Genomic DNA, 13597 nt, shown 5'->3' with positions numbered 1-13597 from the left:
TCCGAGCCCGGGGCTCAGCCGAGCTCGATCCCCGACCCCACCCGCGCGATCAGGTGTGCCATCCCGGGGTCGTCGACCTTGCGGCCGGTGACCGCGATCTCCACCTGTGCGTTGTCGGAGCCCGTGAGGTCGAGCCACCGCAGGTGGCCGTGGCGCAGATGGTTGGCGGCGACGAAGCTGAAGTGCAGGCTGTCGCTGGTCTGCGCGATGACCTCGACGTTGCTCTCGTCCTCCCGGAGCTCGGCGAGGCGCTGGTCGAGCGTCCACTCGATCGAGCGCCGGTTGCTCAGCACCTGCTCGACCCGCAGCACGTAGCCGAAGTCGGGCTGGCCGGGCGGGCGCCACTGCCACTCGTTGAGCGAGTTCTCGGAGAACGACCACCCTCTCGGCACCGGCAACGTCATCCGGAAGCTGCCCGCGCCCACCGACTGCCGGACCAGGGGGATCCTCGGCGCCAGCGGAGGCGTGTCGGGGTCGGGGAGCAGCTCGGGGACGGGGTCGATGGGCAGGCTCGGCGAGGCCGCGATGGGTGACGCGGTGCCCCCGCCGGGTGGGTTCTTTCCGAGCGCCCACGACGCGCCGAACCCGGCCGCCACCCCGACGGCGAGCACCACCACCAGGACTGCCGTCCCCCGCCAGCTCACGGGCTCAACCTAGTGGCCGGGGACCGCTCAGCTGACAGGCCCGCCACCGGCGCCCCGCATGCCGTCGGCCACCCGGCGGATCAGGGCACGGGTGCCGGGGGCGTCGACCTTGCGCCCGTGGACGACGATCTCGACGTCGGCCTGCCCGCTGGCGTCGAGGTCGAGCCAGCGCATGAAGCTGTGGCGGAAGTTGCCCTCGTTGCTGCGGTAGGTGTACTCCAGCGTGTCCGCGCCGCGGTCGACGATCACCACGTCGTCCTGCTCGGCGCGCAGCCGCGCGATGCGGATGTTGATGGCGTCCTCGATGGTGATGTCCTGGCTGTTGATCTGCTCGATGCGCATCACGTAGGTGTTGTTGGACGTGCCGGGCTTCTTCCACTTCCACTCGTTGCTCGCGTTGGCGTTGGTGGTCCAGCCGACCGGCGCGGGGAAGGTGATCTCGAACTTGCCGGTGCCGAGCGTGGCCGGCTTCATCTCGATGTCGGGCTCCAGCGGTGGGTCCTTGGGGTCGACGGCGTAGGGCTGCGGCGCCTCGACCGGCAGGTCCGGCGCCCGGGCCGGCACGGGGGAGGCGACGCCCGTGCCGATGGAGTCGTCGCGGGCCTGCGCGGACGCGACGTAGCCGCCCCCGACGCCGAGCGCCAGGAGCGCGACCAGCGTCACGGGCCCCCGCCACTCCACGCCGGTCATCATGTCAGCCGGGCGGGTGTCGCGTGCTGCGCCGCACCCTCCTACGGTGGCGCCATGCTGATCCGCGACACCCGCCTGGTGGACGTCACCGAGGCCGCGCCCGGGCCGGTCGACGTACGCGTCGACGGCGGCCGGGTGGTCGAGGTCGGCCGCGCGCTCGCGGCCGGCGACGAGCCGACGTACGACGCGGGCGGGCGCTGGCTGATGCCCGGCCTCTGGGACCAGCACGTCCACCTCGGCCAGTGGACGCTCGCCTCGGCCCGGCTCGACCTCGGCCCGGCGCGGTCGTGCGCGGACGCCGTCGAGCTCGTGCGCGAGCGCCTGGAGCAGTGGCCCGACCTGCCGGTCATCGGGTGGGGGCACCGGCCGACGGCGTGGCCCGACAACCCCACCGTGTCGCAGCTCGACGCGATCGACACCGACCAGCCGATCGTCCTCATCGCCGGCGACGGCCACCACGGCTGGCTCAACACCATCGCGCTCCACGCCCTCGCCCTGCCGATCCGCGACAGCGTGGTGAGCGAGGCCGAGTGGTTCATGGCCTACGGCCGGCTGGCCTCGGTGCTCGGCCAGGACGGCACCGGGCCCGAGGCCTACCGGCGCTCGCTCGAGGCAGCGGCCGCGATGGGCGTGGTGGGCCTGGTCGACCTGGAGTTCAGCGGCGGGGTGGCCGACTGGGTGGCCCGGTGGGCCGGGGGCGCCGACCTGCTGCGGATCCGCCACGCCTGCTACGCCGACGGCCTCGACGACGTGCTCTCCCGCGGCCTGCGCTCCGGCGACCCGCTCGACCGCGACCCCCGCCTGACGATGGGCCCGCTCAAGATCATCAGCGACGGCTCGCTCAACACCCGCACCGCCTGGTGCTGCGAGCCCTACGCGGAGAAGGCGGTGCCGGGCTTCGAGGAGGGCCAGCCCAACCAGTCGCCCGAGGAGCTGCGCACGCTGCTGGCCCGGGCCGCCGCGGGCGGGCTGGAGGTGGCCGTGCACGCCATCGGCGACCGCGCGGTGACCGAGGCGCTGGCGGCGTTCGAGGACACCGGTGCCCGTGGCAGCGTCGAGCACGTGCAGCTCACCACCCGCGACGACGTACGCCGGATGGCGCGCATCGGCGTGCGGGCGAGCGTGCAGCCCGCTCACCTGCTCGACGACCGCGACGTGACCGAGCGGCTCTGGCCCGGGCGGGCCGAGCGCTGCTTCCCGCTGCGCTGGATGCTCGACGACGGCGTCGACGTGGTGCTGGGCTCCGACGCCCCGGTCTCCCCCCTCGACCCCTGGCTGGCGATCGCCAGCGCGGTGCACCGCTCGGGGGACGACCGCGAGCCGTGGCACCCCGAGCAGTCGATCATCGCCCGCGAGGCGCTGGCAGCGTCCACCGACGGCTGGGGCACGGTCGCTGTCGGCCACCCCGGCGACCTCGTCCTCCTCGACGCCGACCCGCTCGACGGCGCCTCGGACCCCGAGCACGCCCGGCGGCTGCGGGCCTTCGGGGAGCAGGTCGCCGCCACCTGGGTCGCCGGCGAGCCGGCGTACGAGCGGGCCTGACGCTCGCCGGGGACGGCGTCGCGGACTCCCCGGTCAGCCGGGGATTCCCGACACATCGCGGAAGATCCGAGTCACCAGCTGGCTCGGATCTTCCACGATCCCGTACGCGCGACGTCCGGGACCGCCGGTCGGCGTCGGGGTCGGTGCCCTCAGGCCAGCGCCAGGGTCGCCTCGAGCACGAACGCCGGGTCCTCGAGGCGGTCGCCGTAGACCTCGCGGAGCTGGCCGACGCGGTAGCGCACGGTCTGGGCGTGCACGAAGAGCTCCTCGGCCACGGCGTCGCGCCGCCCGTGGTGCAGCAGCCAGCTGCGGAGGGTGTCGGTGAGCTTCTCGGCCGTCGCCGGGCGCAGGTCGGCGAGCGGCGCGAGCACGCGGGCGCGCAGGTCGGCGCGTGCGGACGGGTCGGCGGCCAGCAGCAGGGCCGCGAGGTGGTCGTCGGAGTCGACGAGCCCGTCGACGCCGAGGCTCGCGCAGCGCAGCGCCCGGCGGTGCGAGGCGACGGCGTCGAGCCAGGGCACGGCCGGGCCGACGACGGCGTCGGTGCCGCGGAGCGCGCGGAGCAGCGTGCGGCGGGAGGTGGGCGAGCCGGTCGTCGGCACGAGCAGCGAGGCGTACCCCTCCGGCAGCCCCGGGACGTCGTCGCTGGGCTGGAGGGTGCGCGGGTCGAGGGCGGTCAGCGTGTGGGAGACCTGCGACTCGGGCAGCACGAGCGCAGTGAGTGCGCCGGGCGGCTCCCAGTCGGCCCGCTCGGCGGCGGCGTTGACCGCGTCGGCGGGGGCGCCGGTGAGCAGCGCCCGGGCCAGCCGCTCGAGGTTGCGCTGGCGGACGCGGCCGCTGCTCTCGAGCTCGTCGGTGTGTCCGGCCACCGAGGCCGCGGACAGCTCGTCGATGTAGGCGAAGACGAGCTCGGCGAACTTGGCGAGCTGGCCGGAGTCGACGCCCGCCTCCACCGCCACGTCGGCCATGTCGCGCCACGAGGCGCGTGCGCCGATGCGGTAGGCGGCCAGGAGCGCCTCCACCGTGCGCCCGCTGCGCGCCTCGCCGCGCCCGAGCTGGTAGGCGCCCTCGATCGCCGGCGCCTTGGGGGCCTCGGCGTCCTGGCGGGTGGCGAGGGTCAGGAAGCCGCCCAGGGCGAGCTGCACGGCGTTGCGGATCACCTCGCCCATCCGCCCGCTCCACGCCCCGGCATAGCTCGGCACTTCGTCGATGATGGTGAGCACCGCGCTGTCGGCGACGTCGGCCAGCCGCGAGCGCAGGGCCGCGGCCACCTCCGGGTCGAGCCCGACGACGGTGCGCAATTGTGTGGACGGACGCACGGGGTGGGTCGCCATCAGGGCTCCTGGGGTCGATCTTGTTCGCAGCGAACAAGATCATAGTCCCGATTCACGTGCGAGGGGCAGGAAGCGGCGGCACCGATCGGGCACATTGGATGTCATGACCACGACTCTCGAACCGCCCGCACGCGGCGGCACCCGGAGCCGTCGACTGGCCGACCAGCTCGTCCGCGTCGCCGAGGCGGCCACGACCCCCTACCTGCCGTCCGACTTCATGGACCTCTTCGCCCCGCTGCGCTCGGGCGCCGACCTGCGCGGGCGCATCGAGTCGATCCACCCCGAGACCGCCGACGCCGCGACGATCGTGATCCGTCCGGGCGCCGACTGGGCGGGTCACGTGCCCGGCCAGTACCTCCGCATCGGCATCGACGTCGACGGCGTACGCCAGTGGCGCGCCTACTCGCTCACCCACGGCCCGCGCGCCGACGGTCGCATCTCGATCACCGTCAAGGCCGTTCCCGACGGCCTGGTGAGCAACCACCTGGTGCACGAGGCGCGGCCCGGCACGCTGGTCCACCTCGAGCAGGCCGCCGGCGAGTTCGTCCTCCCGCCCGAAGGCGGCCGGTTCCTCATGGTCACCGCCGGCTCGGGCATCACGCCCGTCATCGGCATGCTGCGCAACCTGTTCCCCAGCACCGACGACGGCGTGCTCCGCCCGGCCCGCAGCGAGGTCCACGACATCGTCGTGGTCCACGTCGCGCCGAGCCACCCCGACTCGATCTTCATCCGTGACCTCGAGGCGCTCCACGCCGCCGGCGCCATCCGCCTCGTCGCGCGCTACGACGACGAGCACGGCGTCCTCGACGTCGCCGACCTCGCCTCGCTGGTGCCCGACCTCCCCGAGCGTACGACGCTCGCCTGCGGCCCGGCCGGCCTGCTCGACGCCCTCGCCGCCCACCACGAGGCCGCGGGTCTCACGCTGACCACCGAGCAGTTCCGCACCGCCCGCGTCGAGCCCGGCGAGGGCGGCACGGTCACCTTCACCTCCGGCACGACCGTCGACGTCGACGGCGCCACGCCCATCCTCGACGCCGCCGAGGACGCCGGGATGCTGATGCCGAGCGGGTGCCGGATGGGCATCTGCATGGGCTGCGTGATCCCGCTGCGCGAGGGCAGCGTCCGCGACCTGCGCAACGGCGCGATCACCACCGCGGTCCCCGGCGAGACGGGCGACATCAAGGTGCAGACCTGCATCAACGCCGCCGCCGGCCCGTGCCACATCGACCACTGACCTGACCTCCCCGACACCCCACCAGGAGATCGACATGACCACGATCCAGAAGAAGGCCGTGCTCGGCCAGACCAACCCGATCGCCCACCTCACCGAGGCCGACATCGAGCAGATCGGCATCGAGCTCGACGCCATCCGCCAGGACGTCCTCGACGACCGCGGCGCGAGCGACGCGGCCTACATCCGGCGGGTCATCGACACCCAGCGCAAGATCGAGCTCGGCTCGCGCGCGGTGCTGCTCTTCAGCGCGTTCCCGCCGGCCTGGGTGCTCGGCACGCTCGGCCTGAGCGTCTCCAAGATCCTCGACAACATGGAGATCGGGCACAACATCCTCCACGGGCAGTGGGACTGGATGCGCGACCCCAAGATCCACTCCTCGACCTGGGAGTGGGACATGGCCTCGCCGGCCGAGCAGTGGAAGCACAGCCACAACGAGCTGCACCACACGTACACGAACGTCATCGGCAAGGACAACGACCTCGGCTACGGCATCATGCGCGTCGACGAGGACCAGACCTGGGCGCCGGCCCACCTCGGCCAGCCGCTGTGGTGCTTCATCAACGCCGTGTTCTTCGAGTACGGCATCGCCGCCTACGACCTCGAGCTCGGCGCGGTCATCGCCAAGAAGCAGACCAAGGACCCCGACTTCCGTCGCCGCGCCAAGGCCGTGCTGGGCAAGATCCGCCGCCAGGCGACCAAGGACTACGTCGTCCACCCGGCGCTGTCGATCCCCACCGGCTCCTTCCTGCCCACCCTCGCGGCCAACTTCACCGCCAACGTGGTGCGCAACCTGTGGTCCAACTCGGTCATCCTCTGCGGCCACTTCCCCGAGGGCGTCGAGACCTTCGAGAAGCGCTCGATCGAGGGGGAGACCAAGGGCGAGTGGTACGTCCGCCAGATGCTCGGCAGCGCCAACATCTCCGGCTCGAAGCTGCTCCACCTGATGAGCGGCAACCTGTCGCACCAGATCGAGCACCACCTCTTCCCCGACCTGCCGTCCAACCGCTACGCCGAGATCGCGCCCAAGGTGCAGGCCCTGTTCGAGAAGTACGACCTCACCTACTGCGCGCGCCCGATGCCGCAGCAGGTCGCCTCCGCGTGGCACAAGGTCATCCGCCTCTCGCTGCCCAACGGCTGGCTCGCCACCACCAACGCGAAGAACGCGCCCCAGCAGCTCGCGATCCTCTACAAGATGGCCACGGGCGACCGGCGCACCCGCCGCCTGCTCGGCCGCAAGCTCGAGAGCGAGGCCCGAGCGGCCGCCTGAGCCGCCCGTCGTCCGCTGGCGAGCGACTGGTCTGGACATCGGTGGAAACACCGATGTATCAGGAACGGGTCGAGCGCATCCTTGTTGTCGTGAGCATCGACATGGGGAGTACGAGATGAGCACGAGCACCACCAAGGTGACGAGCACCACGGGCGTGTCGCGATGATCCGCATCGGAGCGGTGGGGGAGCCCGCGTACGACACGAGCGCCGAGACGCGCCCGTTGGTGCCTCGGCCGCGTGTCGCTGTGGTCGTGGGGGCCACGGCGCGCCGGCCGGTCGCCTGATCACAGGGGACCGACAGCACAGGGGGCTGACGGTCACGAGCCGGGGGTCGAACGCCGAGCGGTCCATGGGGCCGCTCGGCGCGACGACCCCCGGCTCTCGTGCGTGCGCCCGCGGGGCGGGTCGAGTCGGCGCGTCCTGACGCGCGATGCGGGTCGAGTGGGCGCATCCTGACGCGCGATGGGGGCCGAGTCGGCGCATCCTGACGACAGAGGGCGCAGGATGCGCCCACTCGACCGCAGATCCGGTGCACGATGCGCCCACTCGACCGCAGATCCGGTGCACGATGCGCCCACTCGACGGCAGCGGCGAATCCCCGCGACACCGGTGACCCGATGTGGAAGGCTGGCCGCGTGCCGGCGCCCGAGGGATTCGACTACGAGGTCCGCGGCCCGGAGGTCGTCATCACCCACCACGGCCGGCGGGCCACCGTGCTGCGTGGCCCGGCCGCGCAGCGGTTCCTCGACGACGTCGGGGACGACGGCGACGACGGGGCGCAGGAGCTGATGGCGCGGGTCACCGGCAACTACCGCCGTGGCAACGAGCGCATGTCGCGCAACCACCCGCGCAACGCCGGCCGCTGACCCGCCCGGGTGCCGCCCGGCGTCGTCCAACTCAGGACGTGCCGGACCCGGGCGGCTGGTCTGGACCGTGTCCGGGAGACTTCCCGCAGGGTTGTCGCAGGCGGGGCTGCTCGCCGCCGATCGCTCCTAGGCTCCGGCCCGGGCTGTCCGAGGGGACAGCCGGGTGGTGACAGGAGGAGTCCGAACGATGAAGCACGACCGAGACATCCGCGCGGTGGACCTCACCGCCCGCATCGAGTCGCTCGAGCACGTCACCGGCTGGCTGGTCGCCCGGCGGGAGCCCCAGGCCGCCGACGCGGACGTGATCCCGATCCGTGAGGCCGCCCGTGTCCGCGTGCCCGTGCCCCGGCGCTCGCGCGTCTACCTCCGTGGCGCCCACGGACGAGGCTCCTTCGCCGACGTCACCCTCACCGCTCCCGTGCCGCGTCGCCCCGTCGACTGACGGTGTGAGGCGACGCATCGAGGCAGTCCCGTTGCGCCTCCCGGTCGCGGGGGCTCGGCCCGCCTAGAGTCGCCCGGTGGTCTGGCTGGTGGGTGCTTTCCTCCTGCTCTGGGTCGCGTTCGGACCGGGCGTCCTGCTCGTCGCTGCCGCCCTCCTCGCCGTGCCGCGCATCCGGTGGTGGGTCCAGGACCGCGTCCACGTCAGCCGCCGCTTCGCCGTCCGGTCGGCGGGTGCCGTCGTGGCCGTCGGCCTCGTGGTCGTGCTGGTGCCCGACGGGTGGCTGCCGGTGCCGCCGGCACCCGGCGCCTGGGCCGGGCCGTCGTACGTCGGTCGCCCGGCGTCCGCGCACCCGCTGCCGGCCGAGGAGGTGCCGCAGCACCCGCACCTCAGCGCCGACGACCCGGCCGCCCGCCCGGGCCCGCTGGGCCGGCAGCCCGAGGTCGACACCGCCTGGTACGGCCTGCAGCGGTGCGGCCGGCTCGAGCTCACCGCCACCGACCTCCTCGTCGGGCTGTGCGCGTCGGGGTCGGGCCGCAGCCTGCGGGTGATCGACCCGGTCACGCTGCGGCCGATCGCCTCGCACGACCTTCCCGACGCGCCCGACGGGTCCGGCTGCGACGGCGAGGCGGTCTACCTCGACGCCGCGGACCGCGCCGTGCTCGCCACCGGGGAGCGGCAGGTGCTCGCGGTGCGGACCTCGCGCGACGGCGAGCCCGACCTCGAGACCGACGCCACCTGGGACCTCAAGCCCTACGTCCCCTACGGCGACTGCCTCGTCACGGTCGCGCCCGACTGGTCGGGCCGCATCTGGTGGGCCTCCCGCGCCGGGCTCGTCGGAACGCTCGACCCGGCCACGGGCCAGGTGGGCGTCGTCGACCTCGGCGAGCGGATCGGCCGCGACGTGGCCGTCGACCAGCGGGCGGCCTACGTCGTCACCGACGAGGCCGTCCACCGCCTCGTCGCCGGGGAGGACGGCACCCCGCAGCCCACCTGGCGCAGCGCGTACGACGGCGACAGCGGGTCGGCGCCGGTGCTGGTCGACGGTGGCGCGCTGGCCCTCACCGACGAGGTCGACGAGCGGCTCGGCGTGCGGTTCGTCGCCCGCGACGACGGGCGCACCCTGTGCCGCCAGCCGGTCTTCGAGGCGGGCAGGGGAGCGACCCGCAGCCCACTCGCCGCCCTCGGCCCGGGCGTCGCGGTGACCAACAACGCCGGCTACCGCTCGCCCCGCAGCACGCTGCTCGGCTTCACCACCCGGTCCGGGATCGCCCGCGTCGACCTGGTCGACGGGGAGTGCGCGCTGCGCTGGACCAGCGACGTCGTCTCGCCGGGCTCGGGCGCGGTCGTCAGCCGCGCCACCGGCCTGCTCTACGCCTGGACCAAGCGGCCGTCACGGACCGGCGTGAGCGCGTGGTACCTCACGGCTGTCGACGCCCACACCGGGCGCGCCAAGTGGGGCGTGCGCACCGGCACCGGGCTGCTCGCGGGCAGCGACGGCTCGCGGATCACCCTCGGCCGCGACGGGTCGGCCTACCTCGGCACGATGTCGGGGATCGTCCGGGTCCACGACCGCCGCTAGGGCCAGGCGAGCCCGACCGTCGCCTCGCTGGTCTCCCACAGCTGGCGCTGCGCGTCCTCGTCGCGAGCGAGCGGCGCGCAGCCGACGATGCGCGGCGCGCCGGCCGCCTCGCCGGGGCCGCCCGGACCGACGTACGTCCCGCCGGGCAGGTCGGCCGTGGCCGCCATGAGCGTCGGCTGGGCCCCGGCCTCCGCGGACTGTGACACCAGCTTGACGATCCGGTCCAGGACGGTGGCCCGCAGCCCTTGCGTCGTGCCGAGCTGGCCGTTGACCGCGAGGTGCGTGCCGGCCAGGCCGGGGTGGGCGCCGAGCGCGCGCACCGGCACGTCGGCGCGGCGCAGCCGGCGCTCGAGCTCGTGGGTGAAGAGCAGGTTGGCGAGCTTGCTCTGTCCGTAGACCTGCCACCGGCTGTAGCGCCCCGGCTCGCGCGGGTCGCCCACGGGCGCCGACCGCGCCACCCGGTGCATCTGCGAGGACAGCGTGACGACCCGGCCGTCGCCGGAGGCCGCCAGCTGGTCGAGCAGCAGCCCGGTGAGCAGGAACGGGCCGAAGTGGTTGGTCGCCATCTGCGACTCCAGCCCGTCAGCGGTGCGGCGCAGCGGCGGCGCCATGACACCGGCATTGTTGACGAGCAGGTCGAGGGGGCCGAGATCGGCCGCCGCCTCGCCGGCGCTGCGCACCGACCCGAGGTCGGCGAGGTCGACGACGAGCGACGGGGTCTCGGCACCGGGCACCTCGGCGGTGATGGCGTCGGCCGCCGCGCGCAGCTTGTCGGGCGTGCGCCCGGCCAGCACCACCCGGGCGCCGTGGCGGGCGAGCTCGAGCGCAGTGTGGGAGCCGAGGCCGCCGAGCGTCGGTCCGGTGACCAGCGCGGTGCGACCCCGGAGGTCGCCGATGTCGGCGCTCGACCAGGGGGCGCTCACGGCGTCACCGCCATGGACGCCAGTACGCGCTCGCCCAGGGCGGTGTCGCCGGAGAGGCGTACGTCGACGCGGTCGGCGCCGCGGCGGCCACCCGCCAGCAGCACGAAGCCCTCGCGGTCGGTCGCGAGGGTGACGGCGGGCTCGCCGTCGCCGGGGGTCGCCGGGCGCCCCCGTCCGTCCTGGCCGACGGCGACGGTGGCCGGCGCGTGGCCGGCCACCTCGAGCCGTACGACGGAGCCGACCGGGGCCTGAGCCCGCTTGGCGACGACGTAGGGAAGGCTCTCCAGCAGGTAGTCGGTGGTGTGCACGGCGGCCGCGGAGTCGAGGTTGCCGGGGATGTCCAGCGCCCGGCGCACGTCCTGCTCGTGCATCCACACGTCGAGGGGCCGGTTGCGCAGGAGCAGCCCGGTCGTCCAGCCGATGGCACCGAAGGCGCCGGGCGCCGGCGCGGACGGATCGGTGGGCGGGTCGGCCAGCAGCTGCGTGTGCCGCGCTGTCGCCGACTCGCGGATCTCGGCGAGGAGGGCGTCGGGCGTGTGGTCGCGCCGGGCCAGCACGCCCTGCTCGGTGAAGCTCCCCATCGCCCCACGGACGTGTCCGGACTCGCCCACCTCCGGCTCGTCGTGGGGGCGGCCGGCCAGCAGCGCCTCGAGGTGGGCGGTGTGCGCGGCGACGGCGTGCACGTCCCAGCCGGGCAGGTCGGTCGGGGTGCGCCACCGGTCCTCGCCAACACCCTCGAGCAGGCGGGTGAAGGAGTCCACCGCCTCCCACCAGACCGCGACGAGGCCTGCGAGACGCTCCTGGTCGGTCTGCGCGTCCGTCCGCACGGTGTCCATGGCGGACAGGGTAGGCGTCGGGCGCGACAGCCTGCGGGGACAGCGCCCAGGCGCGATGGTCGCTTCGGGTGGTCTCGGGCCGTTCTGCCACGCGCGGGGTCGTCGCGCCCTACGTTCAGGGTCATCGACCGGGCCGACTCGCGGCGCCGTGTCCTTCGAAGTGGGGAAGCTCCATGAATGTACGCCTGCGGCGGCCAGCCGCTGCACTGATCGCGACGACTCTGGCGGCCAGCGTCCTGGGCCTCGCGCCCGCCGCCCACGCCGCCGACGGCACCATCTCGGGCATCGTCACCGGCTCGGACGGCCCGTTGGAGAACGTGGAGGTCGAGCTCTACCAGTACGAGTCCTACGACAGTGGCGGCTTCTGGCGCGAGACGGAGTACTTCGATCACACGGACTCGACGGGCGAGTACGCGATCAACGCCCCGGCCGGGGAGTACCGCATCCGCTTCGACAACCACGGCGCCGACCACGCCTTCGAGTTCTTCGACGACGTCACCGTGCTCGAGGACGCGACGACGGTCACCGTGGGTGCCGTCCCCGTCGTGGCCAATGCCGTGCTGGACGCTGCGGCACGCGTCAGCGGTGACGTGACGGGCCCCGACGGCGAGCCGCTCGACGACGTCGTCGTCTCGGCCTACCAGGTCGTCGGCACCGGCAGCGACACGGACTACCGCTACGTGGGCTTCGCCACCACCACCGAGGGGACCTACGAGCTCGGCGGTCTGGCCGGCGGCACCTACGTCGTCGAGTTCGACGGGATCTTCGGCGCCGACACCACGACGTACGCCACCGAGTACTACGACGACCAGCCCAACGAGCACGTCGCCCAGAGGGTCGTCCTCGGCGACGGCGCCACCAGGGGCAGCATCGACGCCCAGCTGGAGCTCGACTCGGAGATCTCCGGTGTGGTCACCGGCGGCAACGGGAGCGAGGTCGACGGCTACGTCACCGCGCTCGTCGAGGTCGGGGACGACTGGCTCGACGTCGGCTCCGGCGAGATCGGCGCGGGCGGCACCTACACGATCGAAGGGCTCGCCGCGGACACGTACCGGGTGCGCTTCGGCGGAGAGGTCGGCGGCCGCTACGTCGAGGAGTACTGGGACGACCAGGCCACCGTCGCCACGGCCACCGACGTCGTGCTCGGTGTCGACGACAGCAAGTCCGGCGTCGACGCGGTCCTGGTCGAGGGAGAGCACGACCCGGTCGTCCCCGTCGTGGCCAACCTGATCGCGCCGAGCATCACCGGCGCACCCGTTGTGGGGGCCACGCTGACCGCCTCGATCGGCAGCTGGGCGCCTGCCCCCACCGAGGTCTACTACGACTGGCTGCGCGACGGCGAGTTCATCCACGGCGCGTACGGGTCCACCTACGTGCCGACCGCGGAGGACGTCGGGAAGCGGATCACCGTGCTGGTCACCGCCGGTGCCGACGACTACGACTACGGCCACGCCGAGTCGGCTCCGACCGCCCCCGTCACCGCTCCGGCCGCACCGGTGCCGCCCACGCCGCCCACGCCGCCCACATCGCCCACCGTCAGCGCCCCCGCGGCCCTCGCGGCGATCCTCGCGGGCGTCGACGTCAGCGGGAAGCCCAAGGTCGGCAAGACCCTCACGCTGTCGGGGCTGGACAAGCTCTTCCGCGCCAGCACGCCGGTGACCTACAAGTTCCAGTGGCTGGCGGGCAAGAAGAAGATCAAGAAGGCGACCAAGTCCAAGCTCAAGCTCACCCGGGCGATGAAGGGCAAGAAGATCTCGGTGAAGGTGACCGCCAAGGCCGCCTCCACCACCAAGTCGATCACGATCAAGGTCGGCAAGGTGCGCTGACCAGCTGACCAGCTGACGCGCACGTGTGCGAGGGCCGGATCCGCTCGGGGTCCGGCCCTCGCCGCGCCGTGGCCCGCCCACCCCGACGGGTCGGGGTCCACCGGTGCGGCGCCACTCGCCCCTACGCTGCCGGGAGCGGCCGCACCCGAGCCGGCCGTGCCCGCGCCCCGCGGGCCACCCTCACGAAGGAGTCGTCATGGGTATCGGATTCGGCATCCTGCTGCTCGTCATCGGCCTGATCCTGCTGTTCGCCGTCAAGGAGTTCCCCGACTCCCTCCAGGAGGTCGTCGATCCCACGACCGTGGGCTGGATCCTGGTGGTCGCCGGCGTCCTGGCGCTCGTGCTCGCCCTGGTCATGAACAACCAGCGCTCGAGGACCACCCACGTGGAGGAGCGCCGCGACGTGTGAGGCGTCG

At 73.6% G+C, this 13597-nt stretch carries 13 protein-coding genes; 8 read left to right on the top strand and 5 right to left on the bottom strand.

What is annotated here, in order from left to right:
- Positions 1-14 precede the first annotated feature (14 nt).
- Both AC4H2S_RS01945 and AC4H2S_RS01940 read right to left on the bottom strand, forming a co-directional pair.
- On the bottom strand, positions 15-644 hold the full coding sequence (locus tag AC4H2S_RS01945) for a hypothetical protein (protein WP_491495272.1): 630 nt from the start codon (positions 642-644) through the stop codon (positions 15-17).
- Between the two features lie 27 nt (positions 645-671).
- Complete coding sequence (locus AC4H2S_RS01940; protein ID WP_491495271.1) at positions 672-1325, bottom strand: hypothetical protein; 654 nt, start codon at positions 1323-1325, stop codon at positions 672-674.
- A gap of 63 nt (positions 1326-1388) precedes the next feature.
- Between AC4H2S_RS01940 and AC4H2S_RS01935 the strand changes: the two genes are divergently transcribed.
- Positions 1389-2876 carry an amidohydrolase gene (locus tag AC4H2S_RS01935; RefSeq protein ID WP_491495270.1) on the top strand — a complete coding sequence of 496 codons (1488 nt, stop codon included), beginning with the start codon at positions 1389-1391 and terminating at the stop codon, positions 2874-2876.
- Between the two features lie 149 nt (positions 2877-3025).
- Here AC4H2S_RS01935 and AC4H2S_RS01930 read toward each other — a convergent pair whose 3' ends face one another.
- On the bottom strand, positions 3026-4207 hold the full coding sequence (locus AC4H2S_RS01930) for an RsbRD N-terminal domain-containing protein (RefSeq protein ID WP_491495269.1): 1182 nt from the start codon (positions 4205-4207) through the stop codon (positions 3026-3028).
- Positions 4208-4310: 103 nt separating this feature from the next.
- On the opposite strand from AC4H2S_RS01930, the gene AC4H2S_RS01925 reads away from it, so the two are divergent.
- The 5 genes from AC4H2S_RS01925 to AC4H2S_RS01905 all read left to right on the top strand — a co-directional run bounded on the left by AC4H2S_RS01925 (position 4311) and on the right by AC4H2S_RS01905 (position 9596).
- Positions 4311-5441, top strand: a complete 1131-nt coding sequence (locus AC4H2S_RS01925) for a ferredoxin reductase (RefSeq protein ID WP_491495268.1) — start codon at positions 4311-4313, stop codon at positions 5439-5441.
- A 34-nt stretch (positions 5442-5475) separates the two neighbouring features.
- Positions 5476-6708: a fatty acid desaturase family protein gene (locus AC4H2S_RS01920; RefSeq protein WP_491495267.1), complete on the top strand. Its 1233-nt coding sequence runs from the start codon at positions 5476-5478 to the stop codon at positions 6706-6708.
- A gap of 636 nt (positions 6709-7344) precedes the next feature.
- Positions 7345-7575: a hypothetical protein gene (locus AC4H2S_RS01915; RefSeq protein WP_491495266.1), complete on the top strand. Its 231-nt coding sequence runs from the start codon at positions 7345-7347 to the stop codon at positions 7573-7575.
- A gap of 187 nt (positions 7576-7762) precedes the next feature.
- Positions 7763-8017, top strand: coding sequence for a hypothetical protein (locus AC4H2S_RS01910; RefSeq protein WP_491495265.1), 255 nt, complete (start codon positions 7763-7765; stop codon positions 8015-8017).
- A gap of 76 nt (positions 8018-8093) precedes the next feature.
- Positions 8094-9596 carry a PQQ-binding-like beta-propeller repeat protein gene (locus AC4H2S_RS01905; protein ID WP_491495264.1) on the top strand — a complete coding sequence of 501 codons (1503 nt, stop codon included), beginning with the start codon at positions 8094-8096 and terminating at the stop codon, positions 9594-9596.
- Here AC4H2S_RS01905 and AC4H2S_RS01900 read toward each other — a convergent pair.
- Both AC4H2S_RS01900 and AC4H2S_RS01895 read right to left on the bottom strand, forming a co-directional pair.
- On the bottom strand, positions 9593-10519 hold the full coding sequence (locus AC4H2S_RS01900; RefSeq protein ID WP_491495263.1) for an oxidoreductase: 927 nt from the start codon (positions 10517-10519) through the stop codon (positions 9593-9595). The two genes, AC4H2S_RS01905 and AC4H2S_RS01900, sit on opposite strands and share 4 nt — an antisense overlap.
- Positions 10516-11355: a maleylpyruvate isomerase family mycothiol-dependent enzyme gene (locus AC4H2S_RS01895; RefSeq protein WP_491495262.1), complete on the bottom strand. Its 840-nt coding sequence runs from the start codon at positions 11353-11355 to the stop codon at positions 10516-10518. The genes AC4H2S_RS01900 and AC4H2S_RS01895 overlap by 4 nt, the downstream gene beginning before the upstream one ends.
- A 173-nt stretch (positions 11356-11528) precedes the next feature.
- Between AC4H2S_RS01895 and AC4H2S_RS01890 the strand changes: the two genes are divergently transcribed.
- On the top strand, positions 11529-13181 hold the full coding sequence (locus AC4H2S_RS01890; RefSeq protein ID WP_491495261.1) for a hypothetical protein: 1653 nt from the start codon (positions 11529-11531) through the stop codon (positions 13179-13181).
- A 196-nt stretch (positions 13182-13377) separates the two neighbouring features.
- Complete coding sequence (locus AC4H2S_RS01885; protein ID WP_491495260.1) at positions 13378-13590, top strand: DUF6458 family protein; 213 nt, start codon at positions 13378-13380, stop codon at positions 13588-13590.
- Positions 13591-13597: the final 7 nt, after the last annotated feature.

It is taken from the genome of Nocardioides sp. Z13_37 (assembly GCF_058355585.1).
The sequence above is the reverse complement of the archived record's forward strand: the minus strand, read 5'-3'. Positions and strand labels throughout refer to the sequence as shown.